At 36.7% G+C, this 20,001-nt stretch carries 22 protein-coding genes; 6 read left to right on the forward strand and 16 right to left on the reverse strand.

Going from position 1 to position 20,001, the window contains the following annotated elements:
• Nucleotides 1-18 precede the first annotated feature (18 nt).
• Nucleotides 19-273, forward strand: a complete 255-nt coding sequence (locus tag D1866_RS03875) for an antitoxin VapB family protein (protein ID WP_015580760.1) — start codon at nt 19-21, stop codon at nt 271-273.
• The gene (locus D1866_RS03880; RefSeq protein WP_014511999.1) at nt 239-613 is read left to right on the forward strand and encodes a type II toxin-antitoxin system VapC family toxin; all 375 of its coding nucleotides are present in this window, start codon (nt 239-241) and stop codon (nt 611-613) included. The genes D1866_RS03875 and D1866_RS03880 overlap by 35 nt, the downstream gene beginning before the upstream one ends.
• An 851-nt stretch (nt 614-1,464) precedes the next feature.
• Here the strand turns inward: D1866_RS03880 and D1866_RS03885 are convergent.
• From D1866_RS03885 to D1866_RS03960, 16 genes are all read right to left on the reverse strand, one after another.
• Nucleotides 1,465-2,055 carry a 7-cyano-7-deazaguanine synthase gene (locus D1866_RS03885; RefSeq protein WP_152942732.1) on the reverse strand — a complete coding sequence of 197 codons (591 nt, stop codon included), beginning with the start codon at nt 2,053-2,055 and terminating at the stop codon, nt 1,465-1,467.
• Nucleotides 2,056-2,090: 35 nt separating this feature from the next.
• Entirely contained in the window at nt 2,091-3,062 is a 972-nt protein-coding gene (locus D1866_RS03890) for an ABC transporter ATP-binding protein (RefSeq protein ID WP_152942730.1), read from the reverse strand.
• Nucleotides 3,059-3,865, reverse strand: coding sequence for a carbohydrate ABC transporter permease (locus D1866_RS03895; RefSeq protein WP_152942728.1), 807 nt, complete (start codon nt 3,863-3,865; stop codon nt 3,059-3,061). The genes D1866_RS03890 and D1866_RS03895 overlap by 4 nt, the downstream gene beginning before the upstream one ends.
• Entirely contained in the window at nt 3,862-4,683 is an 822-nt protein-coding gene (locus D1866_RS03900; RefSeq protein WP_152942726.1) for a carbohydrate ABC transporter permease, read from the reverse strand. The genes D1866_RS03895 and D1866_RS03900 overlap by 4 nt, the downstream gene beginning before the upstream one ends.
• 7 nt (nt 4,684-4,690) lie before the next feature.
• Nucleotides 4,691-6,043 (reverse strand): ABC transporter substrate-binding protein, encoded by a 1,353-nt coding sequence (locus tag D1866_RS03905; protein WP_152942724.1) that lies wholly within the window; start codon nt 6,041-6,043, stop codon nt 4,691-4,693.
• 327 nt (nt 6,044-6,370) lie between these two features.
• Entirely contained in the window at nt 6,371-6,670 is a 300-nt protein-coding gene (locus tag D1866_RS03910; RefSeq protein ID WP_152942722.1) for an antibiotic biosynthesis monooxygenase family protein, read from the reverse strand.
• A gap of 37 nt (nt 6,671-6,707) precedes the next feature.
• Entirely contained in the window at nt 6,708-7,688 is a 981-nt protein-coding gene (locus D1866_RS03915) for a CBS domain-containing protein (RefSeq protein ID WP_152942720.1), read from the reverse strand.
• A gap of 9 nt (nt 7,689-7,697) precedes the next feature.
• Nucleotides 7,698-9,149: a 4Fe-4S binding protein gene (locus tag D1866_RS03920; RefSeq protein WP_231136402.1), complete on the reverse strand. Its 1,452-nt coding sequence runs from the start codon at nt 9,147-9,149 to the stop codon at nt 7,698-7,700.
• 600 nt (nt 9,150-9,749) lie between these two features.
• On the reverse strand, nt 9,750-11,507 hold the full coding sequence (locus D1866_RS03925) for a cbb3-type cytochrome c oxidase subunit I (RefSeq protein ID WP_152942718.1): 1,758 nt from the start codon (nt 11,505-11,507) through the stop codon (nt 9,750-9,752).
• A 69-nt stretch (nt 11,508-11,576) separates the two neighbouring features.
• On the reverse strand, nt 11,577-13,280 hold the full coding sequence (locus D1866_RS03930; protein WP_152942716.1) for a hypothetical protein: 1,704 nt from the start codon (nt 13,278-13,280) through the stop codon (nt 11,577-11,579).
• 140 nt (nt 13,281-13,420) lie between these two features.
• Nucleotides 13,421-13,576 carry a hypothetical protein gene (locus D1866_RS03935; RefSeq protein ID WP_152942714.1) on the reverse strand — a complete coding sequence of 52 codons (156 nt, stop codon included), beginning with the start codon at nt 13,574-13,576 and terminating at the stop codon, nt 13,421-13,423.
• A gap of 65 nt (nt 13,577-13,641) precedes the next feature.
• On the reverse strand, nt 13,642-14,238 hold the full coding sequence (locus D1866_RS03940) for a DUF1404 family protein (protein ID WP_420809231.1): 597 nt from the start codon (nt 14,236-14,238) through the stop codon (nt 13,642-13,644).
• Nucleotides 14,235-14,432 (reverse strand): SepZ protein, encoded by a 198-nt coding sequence (locus D1866_RS03945; RefSeq protein WP_152942710.1) that lies wholly within the window; start codon nt 14,430-14,432, stop codon nt 14,235-14,237. The genes D1866_RS03940 and D1866_RS03945 overlap by 4 nt, the downstream gene beginning before the upstream one ends.
• Before the next feature lie 136 nt (nt 14,433-14,568).
• The gene (locus D1866_RS03950) at nt 14,569-15,357 is read right to left on the reverse strand and encodes a hypothetical protein (protein WP_152942708.1); all 789 of its coding nucleotides are present in this window, start codon (nt 15,355-15,357) and stop codon (nt 14,569-14,571) included.
• Nucleotides 15,358-15,387: 30 nt separating this feature from the next.
• The gene (locus tag D1866_RS03955; protein ID WP_152942706.1) at nt 15,388-15,840 is read right to left on the reverse strand and encodes a hypothetical protein; all 453 of its coding nucleotides are present in this window, start codon (nt 15,838-15,840) and stop codon (nt 15,388-15,390) included.
• Nucleotides 15,837-16,040 (reverse strand): hypothetical protein, encoded by a 204-nt coding sequence (locus D1866_RS03960; RefSeq protein WP_152942704.1) that lies wholly within the window; start codon nt 16,038-16,040, stop codon nt 15,837-15,839. Before D1866_RS03960 ends, D1866_RS03955 begins: the two co-directional genes overlap by 4 nt.
• Before the next feature lie 402 nt (nt 16,041-16,442).
• Here D1866_RS03960 and D1866_RS03965 point away from each other — a divergent pair, with 402 nt between their 5' ends.
• Genes D1866_RS03965 through D1866_RS03980 form a run of 4 tightly spaced genes read left to right on the forward strand, consistent with a single transcriptional unit; the run spans nt 16,443 to nt 19,855 of the window.
• Nucleotides 16,443-17,036 carry a cupredoxin domain-containing protein gene (locus D1866_RS03965; RefSeq protein ID WP_152942702.1) on the forward strand — a complete coding sequence of 198 codons (594 nt, stop codon included), beginning with the start codon at nt 16,443-16,445 and terminating at the stop codon, nt 17,034-17,036.
• Complete coding sequence (locus D1866_RS03970; protein ID WP_152942700.1) at nt 17,037-17,282, forward strand: hypothetical protein; 246 nt, start codon at nt 17,037-17,039, stop codon at nt 17,280-17,282.
• On the forward strand, nt 17,275-18,909 hold the full coding sequence (locus D1866_RS03975) for a DOMON domain-containing protein (RefSeq protein ID WP_196773480.1): 1,635 nt from the start codon (nt 17,275-17,277) through the stop codon (nt 18,907-18,909). The genes D1866_RS03970 and D1866_RS03975 overlap by 8 nt, the downstream gene beginning before the upstream one ends.
• On the forward strand, nt 18,896-19,855 hold the full coding sequence (locus D1866_RS03980; protein ID WP_152942698.1) for a hypothetical protein: 960 nt from the start codon (nt 18,896-18,898) through the stop codon (nt 19,853-19,855). The genes D1866_RS03975 and D1866_RS03980 overlap by 14 nt, the downstream gene beginning before the upstream one ends.
• The last annotated feature ends 146 nt before the right edge of the window (nt 19,856-20,001 follow it).

The raw sequence follows: 20,001 nt of genomic DNA on the forward strand, positions 1-20,001 counted from the left end.
AGTTTATTTACCTATAGTATGTATATAGGATATATGAAAACAATAATGATAAGGGATGAGGTATACAGAAAGTTGGTTGAGATAAAGGGTGATAAGAGCTTCAGCGATGTAATTGAGGAGTTAATAGAGGAATCGTTAAGTTTGAGGAGGAAAAAGTTGGAGAAATATTTTGGCATACTAAGTGAAGAGGAGGCTGAAGAACTGGAGAGAGAAATTAAGGAAATGAGGAAGAGGAGTGATGAAAGTATTAATAGAAAGCTCAGCAATTATTGATTATTTAAAGGGAAATGAAAAAGTAAAGGAAGTTATTTTAAATTCAGAGGACTTTTATGTAAGTTCTTTAACAGTATATGAAGTCTTGCTAGGCAAGGTTGAGGAAAGTAAAATCCTTGATTTCCTGTCAGCGTTTAAAGTCATAAACCCTACTAAGAAGGATGCAATAATAGGTTCACGGATTTATAAGAAGTTGAGAGATAGGGGGAAGTTAATCGGAAGCTTCGATATATTAATTTCAGCCCAGGCAATAAACAAGGGATTAACTTTAGTAACTAAAGACTTTGATTTCTTAAAAGTTAAAGAAGAATTTGACGAACTAAATCTAATTCTAATTTGAAGAAGTTTTAATATCCTTTGCCTCCGCATAAAGTTTATTAACTTTCTTGAGAGAGGAATTAATAAGCTTTTACGGTTTATCGGAAACTACTGGTAAACATTTTTATTAAGAATTCGTTCATCTCCGATACGCTAGTAAACGGTCGGGCCGTGTATTTGATGATGTTAGCGTGACCGAAGTGGTGATCGGAGGTTACCCTCACCTCTGTGAGGCGGGGAGGAGTCAGATATATATGATAGCCTTTTGTTAATGATGGATATTAGTGTTTACACCTCTATCCTTTTGTATTAGGAGAAATCAACTAGAAAGTTTATTTCCTATGAGAGAAATGTTATAGTAAGTCTATGCAGTGAAAGCTAATGATAAGGAAAAAATTATCTGATCTAGCAGAGGATATTATTAACGCGGGAACTTTTCTTCATCGCATTTCCTAAAGATCCTTTAGCTTCTACTTCTAGCGTCATAAAAACGGAACTAAGCATAAAAGAACTGAAAGAGAAGCTGAAAAGGATGCGTTGAACAGATATCAGAGGAGAAGCTAATAGAATATTCATCTTGAAGACAAGCTGAAAGATGTATGGGAAAGCTCTTTTAAAACTAGAGTATAACTGACTGTAATAGCCAGCAGAAAGGCATTCATGGGATATATTACGTTTTACGTAACATGAGCTTGTCTATCCAATAAAATTATGAAAAAGATCATTCCTAATATTGAATGCTACTAAAGACGCTGACCGGAGTTTCGGCTTCATAGGATTTCATAATATTTAATATCAATCCTCAGTCCTCGAGCCTCATAAGCTCACGGGAAACTTGTTACTCCTCTTACCCTTAAGCTTAATACAGTTAGTTCACCTTAGATAAATAGTCTCGTCTTTTACTCCTGCCTCTTTGAACGCTATCTTTCTAGCCTGGCACTGTGAACAAACTCCGCAGTGGTATTTATGACCTAATAAGCAGGAATAGGTCTTCTCAAGTTCTATCCCCTGTTTAACACCCATCTTGACCAGTAAAGATTTACTCAAGTTTACGAAAGGCATTGATAACTTAACTCCGTAAATTTCAGCAAGCCTCTTCATTGTGGAAATTATGAGAGGTTTGTTTTTCTCAAAGAGACACTCTTCGCTTGCGGTAGCAAAGATTACTTCATCATACGTCCTCTCCTTTGCGTAAGTTAAGGCAATTGACAAGAGGATCACGTTCCTATGAACTATTGGTTCGTTTAGCCTCATTCCTAACCCGTCGTAAAACGCCCTTCCCAAGGAGGGTATGTGAATTTCTATCAATTTCATTCCAAGCTTCTCACAATGATATTTGGCCATTTCTCTTTGCATTCTTGCAGACCTTTGGCCGTAATCTATGAAAAGGCAATCAGCAACATCCTTGAATTTATACAAAGCAATTGTAGAGTTTATTCCGCCGGAGTAAAGGAGGAGTTTCATAAATAAAAATATGGAGTAATTAAGATTGAAAGGCTTTACTGTGTGTCTATAAGTACTCCGTCCTTAAATCTCCTAAACTTTGTTATAGTGAAAGTTACCTCATCACCTATGTCCAGCATCTCCTTCCATAGTATTGTGACTTTATTACCTCCTACGTCGCAGAATAAGTAAATGTTTTCTCCCATAGTTTCTATAGATTCTACGACTCCTTTAATGTCATTCCCTTCCTTTACCCATTCCGGTCTGAAGCCAATTTCTACTCCTTCTTCTCCCATCATTTTCCCTGGGAGGAAATTCATGGGAAAGTCTCCTATGAACTCGGCGACCCACTTAGTTTTAGGGTATTCGTAAAGCTCAATTGGCTTGCCTATTTGCTCGAATTTGCCCATGTGAAGAACTGCCATTCTGTCCGCTAAGCTCATTGCTTCTTTTTGGTCGTGAGTTACGTAAATGAAAGTTCCGTTCAACTCCTTCTGTATCCTCTTGAGTTCACCCCTGGCGATAAACCTTGTTCTTGCATCCAAGTTTGAAAGGGGCTCGTCAAGGAGGTAAAAGGAAGGTTCTCTAACTATTGCTCTAGCCAACGCTACTCTCTGCTGTTGTCCTCCGCTTATTTTAGTCACGTTCTTGTTCAGTATGTCAGTTATTCCCAGAATTTTCGCTACCCTCTTTACTCTTTCATCTATTTCCTCTTTTTTCATTTTCCTCATCTTCAATGGAAAGGCAATGTTATCGTAAACTGTCATATTTGGATATAATGCGTAATTTTGAAAAACCATTGCTATGTTCCTCTTTTCTGGAGGTAGGTTTGTTATATCCTTTCCGTCCACAATTATTCTTCCAGAATCAAGCTTTTCTATCCCTGCAATAACTTTCAATAGCGTTGATTTTCCTGCACCGGAAGGGCCTAGTATAACAAAGAATTCTCCGGACTCTATGGTTACAGAAATTCCGTTGAGTACTGTAAAGTTTCCGTATTTTTTAACTAAATTTTGTAACTCGATCATGCTTTAATCCCCCCAGTTAAATATTCTCCCTTTAAATATTTTTGTAGGAAGAGAGTTAAAACTATTACTGGAATTGTGAAAACCAAGGAAAATGCTGATGCAGCCAGAACGTTTCCTCTGGTTATGTTAATGTAAATTTCCACCGGTAAAGTTGGGTGAATAGGAGATAATATTACAGCGTAAGTGAATTCGTCCCAAGAGAACATCCAGCTTATTAGGAAAGCCGACGCAATGCCTGGAGAAGCAATTGGGAGGAGTATGTTAATAAAGTAGGACAAAGTTGATGCGCCGTCTATCTTAGCCTGGTATTCTATTTCTCTCGGTATTGCAGAGAAAGTCCCTTGCAATATGAAAGTTGCTAAAGGTAAAGTGATCAACTCTTGTGCAAACGCTAAACCCGGTATTGAGTCGAATAAACCTAACTTTATGAACTCCACGCTTATTGGAATTGCTACCACTAATCCCGGAACCATGTTTGTTATTAATAATAACACTAGGATAGGGTAAGATATCTTTGCTGGAAGCCTGCTTAACCCATAACCTGCTGGAATTCCTAGAAGTAAGGCTAATATCCCAACTAGAAAAGCTACGAACAAGCTCTTTAAGAAGGGGTGAATAAAGTCGTAACAGTGGAAGGCGAACTGTAAATTTCCTAGAGTAAATGACTTGAAGTATAGTAATGGGTAAACTCTTTGGATTGTGTACTTTGCAGGGGAGAACGACAAGAGTAATAATACGTAGAGGGGAAAGAGGAAATATATTGAAAGTAATATAATTCCTATATAGATTAGTTTTATCCTCATTTCCTACCACCTCCAAGTCTAATGTTTAGGAATATGAAGACCGAAATGAAGGCAAGTAAAATTACTGCAGCTGCAGATGCTTCGTTTACTGTGGTAGTTGAATATAATTCGTAAGCTAAGGTGGTTAACAAAGAAGGATGATAGCCTATTAATACTAAAGGTAGTGCAAATATGTTGAATTCGCTAACTCCTCTTATAATTAATGCAATAGCTATGAACTTCTTTAGGTTAGGCAAAGTTATGTGTATGAACCTCCTTATAGGTCCTGCTCCGTCCAATGCTGCAGCATAATATAAGTCCTTAGGGATTGACTGCATTCCCGCCAATAATATTAAAGTAACAATTGGAGTATTCTTCCAACTGTCTGAGATCATTACTACAAGTAAGTCCATCCATCTATTACTGTACCAATTAATTCCTTTTAAACCGAACAAATGCAGGAAAGAGTTAGCATAACCGCCATAAGTTTGGAAAATAAATGAAAAGACTATTGCAGCAACTATAGTTGCGACTCCCATAGGAACTATTACCAATGTAGAGAAGAACTTCTTGCCCCTAAATTCTCTAGTTAGGACTGAAGCTATTGCTAAACCCAGAAAAAGTTGGATCATTAACGCTCCAAAAGTAACTATTATTGTGTTCTCTACTGAACATGCAAAGTTGAAGTAAAATAACTCCTCGTAATTTGCAAGTGTAAAATGGCCAGCTGAGTTAAGGAAGCTTAAATAAACTGCATAAGCTGAAGGATAAAATGCAAAGGCTAAAACGTAAATCAATGCAGGAAGAGTAAAAAGAAAATATTTTAGATTTTGTTTCAAAAATCCTTCACCCGTACAGTGGGTGGAAGTATCCTTCTTCGTACTCTTGTGCTACCGTTGAATTATAGTTAGTCTCTAGATAGTGGTACATTTCGGCATTTGCTTGGCTCAATATTGAAGGTATTTCGCTTATTGGTGCGTGGTCTTCTACTATTTTTACGAATACGTTGTCTGCAATTGTGTTCCACTCGCTTATCCACGGAACGGGCTCTCTGAAGAAAGCGTGCTGGAATGCATCTTCCTCTGCTTTGAATAGTGCGGACACGTTGGAAGGTAAGTTACAGTAAGCCTTTGCATTCACTGCTGGCTCTCCGAGTATTGTTATTATATCCCTCTGTACTTGTACTCCTAGTAGGAATTTGGCAAACAGTAGCAAATCTTGAATGTGTGTAGCACCTTTGGGTATTGCTAAGACGTCACCACCTACTAGGTGGCAACAGTTTGCGGGCCCTTTAGGCCCGGGATAGAAGCCTATGTCGCTCACGTTGTATCCTTCGCTCTTCATTACGGAATAAATGTATGGCCATTGATAGTCTAGAATGTAGTATTTATCGCTTCCTAATCCCTTGTAGCTACCCCAATAACCGTGAATGTAGTTGGGGTTAAAGTATTGTGATAAGTTATCTAGGTATTCAAAGGCAAGTATATCCCCACTGTCGTTAAATACTAAAGGATTTCCTCCAGCTTGGACCATCCATTGGTATAATTCTGTTGCTGTGCTTGCGCCTCCATGACCTTGGAACATGATTGGTTGTATTCCGGTCTTTTGGTAAATCACCTTTGAATCATACATTAGTTGCGACCAGTTCTGCGGAATTGGTAAGTGGTATTCTTCAAAGACTGTTTTATTGTACCATACTAAAGGAATGTTTCCTCTGAAGGGTATGAAGTAAATTCCATGATATACCTTTTGCTCATAGTTCATTAGGTAAACCATTGAAGGTATCATGCTTTTCGGCTCTATTTGGGATAAGTACGGTGTTAGGTTCATTAAATCTCCTATGCAAAGTAATTCTCCAATTACCATATTATCTTCTGCAATTATCGTAGCCCCGACGTCATGAGCTGAAACTAAGGATTCAATCGTCTTAACCATATCTGAAGCGCATTCAACGTGTAAGCAGACTGTGATGTTTGGGTACTCCTTTTCAAATTCTGGAATAATTACACTATCGAAGACCTTAGCCTCAGACGGGGCTAAATCGTCATAGTAATTTATTGTGACTTTCGAAGTAGTCGTTGGGTGGTACAGCGTGAAGTATGCAGCTATTCCTGCTATTGCTATTATTACAATTACTATTACAATGGCTATACCTTTACCTATAGCTTTTATCATTTTCTTCTTGTTCATTTTACCCATGATTAAATACCCGTATTATCTTATGTATAAATCGTTTAAAAAATTAATTTTATGTAGACATGTTTAAGCATGTTTACATAAGTAAATCACAAATTAATTATATATAATTTCCACATAACTAGCATTATAAATTATTATTTATATGAATATAAAGAAAAAATTTATATCACCTGCGGGTTGTTTTATAATCTAAACCGGTAATTTCGAATATCGAGTTACTAAAGTATAAACACGTAAATAACTTGTGTTATTGAAAAAGAAAAATAGAATGAAGTTCTTATCGCAAACTTTTAGGTTTTAATTACCTTAATTGAAAAATATTTGTTATTATTTATTTTCGTTGAACTCTATGTAAATTTTGTGGTATGGTCTTCCTTCTAGTATTGTTTTTCCGTATGTTGTTGTTTCTTTGTAGTCTTTGCTTAGTATGAATTTTTTGAAGGATTCTAGGTCTTTCCATTCGCTGTAAATTAAGTATTCTCTTGGGTCGTCTACTCTCTTGTATAGTTTTGCGTCAATAAAACCAATGTCGGAATTTTTTAGTATTGAAACCACCTTTGAAAATGTTTCCTCAAATTCCTTCTCGTGACCCTCCTTTACCCTATAATAAAGACCAACATTTATCATAAATATAGTTAAATTCATTATTTTTTAAATTTAACTTCTATACCTTATTAACAATCCACGCAATTCCTTTACCTATTTCTCTTATTGATAGCAAATTGTAATCCCCTCCATAAGTCCTAATAATTATATGTCTAATTCCCTTCATTTCCATTATGCTTAAGGCTTTAGATACGCTTTCTGCTTCCTCTAATATAGGAATATCATACCTAACTTCTATTGTAGAATTATCGCTTTTACCTTCAGAAATCATCCTTATTCCGTCCTTTAGTGTGAAGATTCCGGGCTTTTCTCCAATTACTAGTCCGGCCTTCCTCTTTTCTTTCAAAAGCTTTGTGACTGCTTCACGTAATGTGGAGTTGCTCTCTAGAACAACGGGATCCATAAAGAGGAAATCGGAAATCTTCCTTTCTCCCTTTAATGTATGTATCTCTAGACCTTTTTGTTTAATTATACTACTTACTGCCAATCCTCTTAGGCAATCCCTTAAAGATATTATTCCCGTCACGTATTCTCTATCGTCGACTACGGGAAGGTGAGAAATTCCTTTCTCCAACATTAAGTCTAAAGCTTGAGATAATGTAAACCTTTCATTAATAGTTATTGCCTCTTTAAACTCCACTTTATTACTTCCATTTATAAAAGAGTTTAACACGTCTGTCTCGGTAGCAATTAATCTTTTTGGAGCTAGTACCGAACCTATCTTCCTTTCGTGCATAATTTTCGCTATTTCAACTAAGCTAGGGTTATTAACAATAATAGGTTTTCTAGCATATCTCCATACTCTCTGTATGGTTACCTTTGCTCTTAATGGCACTTCGTTTACGTCTGACAATACGATAATGCAAGAGTAAGGGCATGCTCTTTCGCAGGCTTTACAACCAGTGCAGTCCCACGGTCTAACTAACTTTGCCAACCTTAATTCTCTGTCAACTACTAGGCACTTTGCTAATGCACAGGCTCTTTCGCACATGAAGCAACCCACGCATCTGTCTGCGTCAATTAATACTATAGGCTCCAAAGCTCTCACCTAGAACGGAGGCTGAGCCTGCAAGGGATTATACAATAGGTTGCCCAAGTATTTATTATAGAACGGCATTGCGGGATTCATTGGACTTGACATCCAATAGGTTATTAATACGAAAGATCCTCCCAGCGTAATTATTGGTATTAAATAGTTATTCAGCGGAACTCCGTCGTATTCTGAAAGCCTTCTTGCTGCCTTAATGGATAAGTATATTCCGAAAATGTTTATTGCCTCCATGATTAGTAATGCCCACCATTCAGCGGTTGCGCTACAAGGATTGCTTCCCAATTTATGTAAAATTGAACCCCACAACGTTTCTCTTAATGTCAAATGTACTCCCGTAGGGCTAAATATTTCATTAAGTATGAGTAAAGATCCTCCTACGAACTTAGGTATATTTCTAGATAATATTGTAGCAGCAAATAACGGAATTAATGAGTAAGATATCGACGTGAACTTCCATTTATTTCCTCTTGAGGATAAAGTAACTATGATTATAGGTACCAGATTTAGCATTGCGTAATCTAAAGGCATTGGATACCCGTTTGTTAACCAACCATATTTGTTTAAACCTTCTCCTAACACGTTTGCAATACTTACCCAACCTGTAACCTGACTTAACCAATGGTCTAGGAAGGCGTAAAGAGGTAATGCGTTGAAGAATTGGAAGAAAACTACTCCCAGTAATATCAGCACCGAGAGGGCAACGTCAAATCTCTTCCTATTTACGAATAGATCGTCCAACCAAGGGAATCTCTTAATTGGAACATCTATATTATCGTGAGGACAAGCTTTATAACAATCGGTAGCCATTCCGCAAAAGCCAGCGTTTTCTTTGCTTCCCGGAGACGCGAACCACGGGCATCCGTGGAATTTTTCATTTCCCCTCATGCAGTCCTTCGTGGCACAATTTTTGCATTTTTCTTGATCTTTAACTCTGAAAGTCCCTAAAGGGGAGATCATTGTTGTCACCGCTAATGGGGCACTTAATGGGCAAATTGTTCTGCAGAAGGTTCGTTCTTGAAAAAGTAAAGCTATTGTCACTTCGAGTAGTGCAATGTATATTAAAACTACTGAAGTTAACATAGGTAACCCGGGTCCGCCTATGTTGTAGAACTCTTCTATCCATGTTAGAATTGAAAATCCTATTGCAGAATATAAGATCGTCGAGTACTTTAAAGGCCACCTTAATCTTTTGCCTAGCTTCTTACTTGTCTTTTTCCAAGGGTGCAACCTTTGTAGCCATTCCGCTTGTCCGCTGAATGGACAAGTTTGACACCAAGTTCTCCCGTTAGCAATCCACGTTAATAACCAAAGTAAAGGAAACCATAATAGCCAACTTATATCGGGAGCAAAGTTGACTAGGTTTAATCCAGCGTTATTTAAGCTCTGAACTCCAATTAGCCCAGAAACCATTACAATATAAAAGACTATGAATGAAGGTAGAATTATCATAAAATGTGCCCATCTCTTTTTAAAGAATTTAGATAGTAACCTATTAGACAGCAATGAAGGTTTGTGCTCGCATTTAGTACTTGTACTTATCTTTATCTGGTTTGGATTAGTTACGAATATCCAAGAATTGTCATGTCCTTTGTGAATTAGGTCTATCCCTAAGTTAACTAGTAATATTGCCAATAACGTTGTGAATATCAGAAGTTCCCCTTCTATTAATAGAGGATTCTTAATGAAGATTATGGTAATCCAAGTTGCAATTCCAGAGAGAATTGAAGAAATAAAAAATGATATATTAAACTTTGTCTCATATTGCTTTAATCGTTTATATATTTCTACTTCGCATTTTTTAAGTAATTATCGCTTAAAAATTTTTCTCTAAGATAAGGATTTTTACTTAAATTAAGTAAATAAACCTAATTTAGATGAGTTAATGTAAGACGGAAGAGGGCGGTTTTGTAGACTGCACCAATTTTTATTAACTTACTTCTAACACTTGAATCTATTGAAGACCTTATCATTTAAGAAGAAGAAAATTGAACTAGCCTGCGAGGAGGAGAAGAAAAAATTGATTATTGATTAAATTTAAGAAAAAAGATTTTACTTGTTTGCCTTAATAGTTCCTCCTTCTAGTTTATCTCCTCCCGTCGAGGATTTAACTGCCTTAGCCCCTGTAGGTGTGGCGACAGAAGTTTCAGATGACCGTTCTTCCGGTATTAATATCCTTATCATTCCGTCAGCTGGAAGGGCTATTGGCATTTCTTCTTCCTTGTATCCTTCCCTTCTCATGCCTAATCTTTCTAATGCTATTGTCTGCACTGCCCAGAGCGGTATATCTGTTTGTTTAACTTTCTCTCCGTACAATAGTGTTAGTATTAAGTTGTAAGCAAATATGATAGTAGCGAATCCTGCTAGCCATCCACCTATCATTGCCATCTGATAATAAACTTCATAGAAAGCAGGCCACGCTACTTCTCTTCTAATGGCTCCGTAGAATCCGCCAATAGCGAAGGAAGTCACTAATAGTCCCATTCCTGCTTCCCAACCCCAGAAGTGCAACCAACCTAGTTTCTCACTATACCACTTTCTTCCCCATAAGTCTGGACCTACAACGTATAAAACTCCTAGCAAGCCTCCTACGCTATACAATGCTAACATTATGTGGAAGTGACTGGGCAACCATATAGTATTATGTACTGTGGGGTCTACTGAAGGTGTTGGTTGCGTAGGTTCTGCTTGTATTCCTCCAACTATGTTCCATACTGCTGCGGCATATATAAATGCTAATCCTACATCCCACTTTAGCTTTCTAGGATCTCCTAGGGTAATGAAGAATAATAACCACAAAGCCGCAAAAGGTATTGCTATTAATGCAGTAGAAGTTTGAGCAAATATGTCTCTCAATATTAATGGCCATGGGTCATCTACTAAGTGGTGAACGTAAACGCTTGCACCTAAAACGAAGAGGACAGGAATTAACCATCTTGCAAATCTAACACTATAAATGGGCCTCTTTGCATATAACGGCACTATTGCTATTATTGCTCCAGTAAGCGTATATGGAGCGAAATACACTAGTGGATGATCTGCAAACCAGAACAAACCTTTCCATATTTCGGCATTAGGTACTCCGAATAAATATAACCCGATACCTCCTATCGGTGAGAGTAGACTCCATATTGTGTCTATAAATACTGAAATGTTAGCTAATGCCATCATTATCATATCCATGACTATGAAGCCTATAGCTGTAGGAACCAGTTTACCTTGTATTCTACCTAGGAAGGAAGTTCCCAAAACTGAAGCCATCTCCATCCATTCGCCTATTACCATTAAAGCGTAGCCTATGTACCACGTTGGCGAAGCCTTCAACGGGTTCAAGAAAGTGAATAAGTACTGATTTTCCACTCCTCCTAGATTCATCATAAATAATCCTATAGTAGCAATCCATAATCCGGCATTAGCTATTTTAGGCCATTTTATTAGTCTAGAACCGTTAAGTGCCGGGATCATGTAGAAGGAAACAGCGAAAACTGTAGAGAAGACTGCACCGAATATCATGTCCATTACGTGATTTGTCATTGCCTGGAAGTAATATTGTGGGCATACTATGACTGGCAATCCCTGACTGCATAAGCCGGCTTGAGTACGCAAGAATAATGCAAATGCTCCACCTACAAAAAGCCAGGCTATTGCAAATAATATGTTTTTTAACGCTAGCATTTTGTATTCTTCAGTGTAGAAAATCTTTACTAATGCTGACCTTTTAGCTTCTCTAGCTTTCACTTCCTCATATTCTCTTGCCCATTCAGATAATTGCTCTAATTCCCTACGCCTAATTTCCTCTCTTGAAGCCATACTATGTTAAATAACGTAATTATAATATTTAAGTTTTTACGCTAAAAGTAGAAAGGATAAGTTAAAAAATTATTTTTTAATATTTATTCTACATACAGAAGGCAATTTATATGCAATGTATAAGACAGAGGCAAAAAGTAAGGAATCTGCCGTAAGGGATAAAATTAACTGGCTAGAAAAACTGTAAAGTGCAGAAAAGCCTAAATTAAACGACAATAAAGCCGTTGCATAGGCAGATATTGCACATTGAGGACAAATCCCTATGGCTCCTAATGCTAGGGAAGATAACCCACCTTTTGGAAATTGTCTTCTGGAAGCGTAATATAGCTTTACTGCGGATATTATGTAACCGCCCATAATTGATACTGCCAAAAGTTGGAGTATTTTCAATGGGTCAAATTCTATTCCAATAAAAGGTGGATAATATATAAGCACTGAAGGTGCACCCAACGGCATACCGAACATGAATACGTAAAAGTGTGGATAAGGAAATCCGTTAACGTCAAAGTGCACTATTCCACCTAATATTAGGTTAATGATAGCGTAAATTAACGTAAAAGTTTTGAAATCCTTCCTTGAAACCTTGGGCGGGTTAAATTTGAATTTAATTATCTCATATATTCCATAACTTAGTGAAACTAATCCTGCTATCATTAGGGAAGTTGTAATAAGGGTCATTTCCACCAGGAAGTCGTAATCAAAGCCATTATAATCTACATAATCGCAAACGTGAGTAATGAAGAAAGCTATTTGAGTAAGGAGAGTTAATGTGCCTAGAATTATCCAAGTTAACCCTGGAGTTTCTCTTACGTTAATTCTGATCCTTTCCAAGTTTATTTCTGACATTGAATCTCTCAAGTATTGAAGGTAATATATCCCTGCATACCACGCTATTGGAGTCCCTATAATCCATGTGTATATCCATATTTGTAAAAGTTGCGAAAAGCTAAAATTAAAGAAGGGTATTGGATAACCTAGGATTAGAGAAATAGGCCCGGGCATTATCATAGTCCACGCAGTTACGTGCATTATGCCCAGTCTTGCCCACTTCTTCATTGCTCTAAAACCTAACTCTCCTAGAATACCAGCAAGTAATGAGATAGGAAGGACTATTATGGAATTATAAACGAGTGGAAATGCTATTATTTCGCCTACGAGGATGGACACGCTTATAGGGAAGAATACCTTATTACTTTCCTTTTTCAGTAGGGCACTTGCAATTAGTCCTCCTGCAAAAGTGTAACCTATTATCCTTACTAAACTGAAGGCCGGAGAAGGGGGAATCAAAGTTAAGACTAAGATTATGACGGCAGCAATGCTTAACTTTGTTCTAGACTTTATAGATTTAGGGAAAGGATTCTTACCGTTAACTTCGTTATACAACACGAACGTTGATAGTGTAAGTAGAGAGATTGCAAGGATAACTAGGCTTTCAGATAGTCTATCCATAAAGGAGATAGAAAAAAGGAAAGGTAATGAAACTGCTGCAGAGCTTATGAGCCCAGTGAATAACTCGCAAGAACACGATAGAGAGGTCGCTATTAAACCTAAAGATGCCACTAGTCCTTTTCTTGCGCCCAACTTTAATAATCTGTAATAAATTATGTAAAGAGTCACGTTTAGGCCTACCAAAAAGGATAAGAAAATTGATATTACTAGAGATAGAGGAGTTATTGCCCAGGTCATAAAGCTGGATGTAAGGCTTATGAAAAATGGCCCCCATAATGGGAAAGGTAAGCATGAGGGATTAATAGGAGGCGAAGTTGATAACACGAAGTTTACTCCGGATGGGAGAACTATTCTAGTGAAAATTAGTAATCTATCTGTATATTGGAAGAAAAAGAAATATAATATAGAAGTAACTAAAAAAATATATTTATATGGCTTGGAACGAATTGCGTCAATAATTTCCATTACTCGCCTGCCTCCTGCCTTGCAATTTGCATAGGATCTACTTGAGGGTCTTTATCAGCCTTAATTATTAGCAGGATATACCATATTGGATATATTAAAGCCATTAGTAAAAAACTAACAATCCATAGGTCTGCTTCACTTTCGAATATAGCCATAATATCGCCTCCTTAATTAAACTTTGAAAAAATACGTTAAAAAACTTATCTAAAAAAGATTTGACTTAAAATAAGTTAAGATCCTTAAGCCATTTAACCATGTAAAAAGTCGATGGTATGAAGGCCATTGCAAATAGGAAGTATGCTGTATCTATGAATTGAGATGTGGGATAGACCGGGTATAAGTTTGTTTGATAATACGCTCCTAATTCCAAAAATATTTCCGCCATGCTTGCCATCATGCTAAATATTGCAAAGATAGTTATACTCTTCCAAACGTTAGTCATTCCATACCATCCTATACCTCCCATTAGACCAGCCACTATAAACATCGAAAGTTGTAATATTCTGGCAGTAGTTAAAATAACAGATAAATCGAAAGGTCCAGGAAAATACCAATAAGATACTATTGAACCCGCAATTCCCCACCCTAGTACTAAGCCCCTCGTGGTGAAATTAAATTCTAGTAATCTTTTCACATATCCCTTTCTGAAAAGTTCATCCGCAAGCCATATTCCTAGTAGACCTGCTCCCCATACTGTAGTCATGTCGAAAGAAACCCTTATTATTTCTAGGACTCTGGCTAAACTGAGGGATAGAGGATTCAAGGAAGCTATTAGCATTGCTAAGCCAAAAAATAGATAGGACTTTTTGTCCCTCAACCCCATAACCCCATTAATAATCCTCCTAAAACTAGTACAGCTCCAGATATTGGGACCATAGCCACTAAAGCGTCATTCTCGTACTCTGAATATGGTAAGGTGAAAGTCAATAATATATCGGCTATCCATAACGATACACCTATTCCAGCGATTATAGCTCCTAGAACTCTTCTAGCAAATTTTACTCCTGCCATTTTTCATCATTTAAATCTTTATTTGGACTAGTTATAAATTTTTCGTGATTTTTCTTATTTTGGAAACTAGACTAATAAATACCTTTAATTCCAAGGGATTTTTAGGTCATCAGTCTAGAAGAGATTTCAACTTTATCTACTTCTTAGTGTAAATCTTATATTTTTCAAAAATAAAGAAATAGTAATACACCATTGTAAATGCTATAGCAATACAGAAGACGGGTTTCAAACTAATCGTAGATGTAAGTACAGAAAGGATTAAAACTGAGTAAATTAATTTCCAATTTTTCTCCGACTTCATAAATCCTAAGATTCCCAGAGCAATATCAATAATAATGGAGGACATTTTCCAAGCATTTATGTTAAATAATAGCGGTGGAAAGGAGGTTATTCCGATAAAAGGTATTAACATCATTAATTTATCATTATCATAATTATTTACGTACGCAATTATAAAGAGTGATAACATTTCGATCATCATTGGATAAAAGAACCATATGCTATCTAAAGAAGACGAAACATCTTGTAGAGGAGAGCTAAAAATATTATTTCCAAATTGGGCCAAGGTGAACGTTGTTCCCATTAATGCCTCATTGATTACCAGCATTAGGGCTATAAAGTACCTATGAATATTGCTGATAGGATTTTTCTTCTCTTCTATTTCGTCTGCTATAGCAAAGAAATACCCTAGGATAACTATCATGAAAACCATATTTATTCCTACTGCTATTCCTAGAGTTAGTTCACTTGGCGAGTAAAGATATATTATTGCCCCTAACAGCATTAACGCCATCATTATAAGGGCAAAGTATGTGAAGAATACGTGAACATAATTCCTCATGACGTTCTCTACAAAGTATATTATTCCAATTATTGCAACAACCATTACTCCTGCTAATATACTCAATAAATATATGCTAACCATAAGTATATTTATTTTTTATAATTTTAAAACTTAACTGACTTTCACAGTTATTACGTTACCGTCGCTAAAAACGATGGAATATGTCCCTGGAGATAACTTTGCTGGTATAAATATTGTGTCATCACCTATGTAAACCTCGTCTGATTTGACGAAGGCTGCAGTAACTTTACCGTCACTGAGTACTACAGATTGCTTTATGTAAAAATACCTAACATCTAGCGTGTAAGAAGTATTTTTTATACATAATATAGTTAACTTCTCCTCTTGTAAATTGTTCAAATTTATCATAAGTCCTGTTATGTTTTCATCTTTTATAGACAATGTAGTAGAGTTATAAACTGAAATCAAAAAATTTCCGTATTTTTCGTTATAATTGGGCAAACCTTGAGATGGCGAAATAAGGGCAGATATCATAGGGTAAGTTAACAGTAGAATTCCTATGATGACTATTATAGTCAAAAAAATCAAGTATAACTTTTTCATTTCTTCTGATATCCTCCAAACATGATTAGGGCTAGTCCAATTATTGATAACACAAACGCGGCGAAGTCCAGGTTACCGTAGCTAAAAATAAAAGACGTTGGTCTTGACATAAAGACGTAGCCGTAGACTACGAATAATATTATGCCTATAGCTTCTATTACAGCTCCGGCTAATATAGGACCCCACATTTTTACATTCATATCAAGTTAAAAGTTTCATATTAAACCTTAAAAAGTTTTTCTTATTTTCGTTTATTTCGAATTTTTATAAATATATTTAATTAACTCTATTGCTTAAAACGTTTATTCGACAACCTAAAATATATAAAGTGCAAACAGTCACTGCACAATTAGACAAAATTGTTAAATATAATAGAATTTTAACTAGATATAATGTTTAAACATGGCAAATTTGCTTAAAAGTATTTCGTAAACCCTGTTAATTACAAAGGAGCAGTTCATACCTAAATTTAATTAAAAAGATTTAAAGATGCAAAACTTTTTATTCTTGCCTTTTTCATTAGTTAATTTATATTCCTTTTTATCAAAAACAACACAAATTTTTTAAGCTATCTAACTTATAGATGAAATTGGGGAAATGAATTGAAAAGAGGCACTGTTATAGCTTTGTTCTTTATCCTAGTTATAGTAGCTGCACTATCCTTGGAAATCCAATACAGCTCATACGATTATATAGGCTATAATCCTACAAACAATGCAGGGGAAGGAGTAGTTCATGCACAGTTTGCAAACGCCCTAGGTTCTTACAAGGGACCTTACGTTATAGTATACGTTACTGGACAACAATGGCACTGGGACTTTTATCCTCACGCTAAGGTCTGTACTAACCTAACAGTTGTTCCAGTTGACGAACCGGTTGTTTTCGTTATACATAGCGTTGACGTATTCCATGAATTCTTTATACAGAATGCTCCAAGTAACTTCAGCCTAGGATTTAACTTCGGAGCTGAGGCAGTACCGGGCTATTATTCTTATATAGTCTTAGTATTCCCTAAGCCAGGATTATACCACGTTGCTTGTGCAGAATATTGCGGTACAGCTGCAGTAGGATTAGGGCACTCTTGGCTTGTAGGTACAATATTAGCAACTTGCAATGTTACACTCGCTATGAGCGTTACTGGCGGAGTTTTACCTCAAGGACAATGGGATCCGCATGCAGTTAGTGGGGCGATCTGAATGAAGGCTCTTCTGTATATTTCAATAATTTTAGTTGTTATAGGGTTAATTTTGATGATAGCAGGGACTATTACAGTAACTTATCCTAGCGAAGTATTTAGTGTAAATGGAATGCACGAAGTTACTGGAAATAAGATTTCAAACTATTTTATCAATTTCTTCGGTTTCGCAATATTTTTGTTTGGCGCAGGTGGGTTATTGGCAAATTACGAGCTAAAAAGAGGAGGGATGAAGCAAAATGGCTAACGGTTACGTGAAACTTCTAACTCTAGGTATAGTAATAGTCCTTGTTATATTAGCAGCAAGCTACGGTGCAGATTATTTACTTAACTCTGCCTCACAAGCTACTACTACAATTACCGCATATTACGTGCCTAATGCCATGCCAGACTTAGGAAGTCCTGGAGGTTGTTCGTTCTGGAGTACAATACCTTGGACTACCGTACCTTTAGTTCCAACGGTGCCAGTACCGGGCGGAGCTTCAGGTCATACGCAATTTGTATACGTTAAGGCTGCATGGACATACATTAACGGAACGCCTTATATCTTCATATTAATGAAAACTAAGAACGTAGGATACATCTCGTGGTTAGCATGTCCAGAAAGAACTCCTTGCGGAAAATTGTGGCAACCGTTTGCAGTAAATAAGGCAGGATGGTGGGTAGTCAACGTTTCCTATAGCGCTAATCAGTCCACAGCAAAAGTATATTACGTCCCAGTATGCAAACAAATTCAATATCCACCTGGATACACACTATCAAATCCGATACAAATAATAGTATTAAATGAAAGTGGAAAGCTAGTAGGAGAAGTGCTAGGAGCTACCTTACCAGACGGTTGTCCATTAAATAACGGTATGCCAGTAGTAATTACGTCACTCTACCTAAACTACAGCGGACATATAATTACTAACTTCAGTCAATTCCTGGCTATGGGATTAAACGATACAACTTGGGCACAGATGGCATATAACGAATTCTATCCAGAGGATACTGCGGGATTTACGTCACTTTTCTATAATTCGAGCTATATGTATCCAGAAAGATTTGCAATACTATGGTCTTTAGGAGGAGTCCCAAGTGATTGGTATCAAATAGCTTACACCCCACACATGATGCCTGGAACTTCTGGAGCAATATCTGCAGGATGCGATGAACTATGGGTATTGAACAATAACCCAAGAGCTAATAATACACAAGATCTAGGCTACCCAGGTCCAACGTTGTTCTCAAGGACTGCCCCACCGCCTTACGAGCACTATCCTCAATATAAAGATCCGTTAAATTTAGGTTATCTAAAGGATCAAGGAATTATTGCAGATGCCTACGTTAATGGATCTTCAATATATTATATAGGAGGAGTTCCGTTCATCGGCTTCCCGTACTTGAATAATCCTCAATACAACGCTTGGGACCTAATGAACGGGTTATATAACGCATCAAAGCTATGGGATCCATCCGTAGTGGCTACCGGGCTAAAACTTGTTCAATGTCCTACCGGAACTTACTGGATAGCAGAATTCGTAAGAACATTTACAACTTTCGGAGTTTCAGGAGGGCAAGGAATGTCTCATTATCAAGTACAGTTATATCCAGGCCATACGTATCATGTGGCATTTGCAGTATTCCAAGGTGGAGCAGGAGAATCTGTAGACTTTAAGTCTATATCCTTCTGGTACAACTTATACATACAGCCTCCTCAGTCATCTTCAGTAATTCCTATGATAATAACAGTTAATAGCTTCTTAGCACCAATGATATTTGCAGTAATATTCGGAGGTAAAATTAACGTCATTAAGGAAATGGAAAGATCCTTAGCAAAGATTAAGTATCCTCTCATAAAAATGCTAGGTGTAAGAAATGAGCATCAATAAGTTAAATAATTATTTTAATCCAATATATTTTTTATATCTTTACCTTATTTCTGCATTTTTGGAATTATTCTTTAATAGGGAATTTCTCGTTTCTGTTTTACCTTTTGGGTTAGCAGGAATATCTGTAAGCAAGATAGAACCTTACTTGACGGCGTTTTATATAGTTGGGGGGTCAGCTTTCACTTTCCTGCTTATCTTACAGCCCGTACTATTAGTCTGGGCTATTGTGAAGATAAAGGAAAAACTGAGCAGAGTGCTCTTATCTTCCGTACTGTACTTGACGTTATTCGCAGATTTTGCCCACATAGCTTACGGAGTGAATAACACGGCTTTCCAATTGCCCGCGATTTATTCTATCGTGTACGTAATTCTGATAATCTTAGCCTCCATCAATTTAATGAAAGTAAGGAAAATACTTTACGTACTTTTTATCCCAGATATTCTAGCGTACTCTTTCCTACTCTTTACTTGGCTTACAGAGGTATTTAGAGCATCATGCATAGGACTACTAAGCGGTTATTCTGGGTATTTAATGGCATATTCCGTATTATCGGCAGGAATAATATTCATAGTTTGGTCAGTAAGAAAGGTGAGGGTAGTAAGGATACTTCCTTTTGTTGCGATAGGCGTATTCGTTGGTATAGCAAGTTGGCTTAATTTAATCCCGGGCTGGGATTTTGCTATAGGAGTCGCTTTTCCTTACATTTTTGGAATCTTAGGAATAAGGGATTGGATGCCTCCACTCTTCTTTGTAATTGCCTTTATAACTTTTGGTTATGCCTTATGCTTAAGGAAAGTTGATAAACCTTTATCATTCTCAGTATTGGCTTTACTAGCATCAACACTTGTCTTCGATTCTGTACCAATTACGCTATACCTAATTGCACCACTAGTTGCAATGACTTACTTATACTTAACTTCGGTAAAGGAAAAGGTAAGGGAATAACATTTATTTTCGTACAATTTTTTATTTTGTCGACTACTCGAAGGAGTAATACGCAAAATAGATAACGGAATGACCACTCATTTTCTTCTACTCAAAGATTTATTCTAAATTAGATTTTTCAAAGAAAAATCTAAAAGTTAGTAAGG

It is taken from the genome of Acidianus ambivalens, assembly GCF_009729015.1.
Lineage (GTDB): Archaea > Thermoproteota > Thermoprotei_A > Sulfolobales > Sulfolobaceae > Acidianus > Acidianus ambivalens.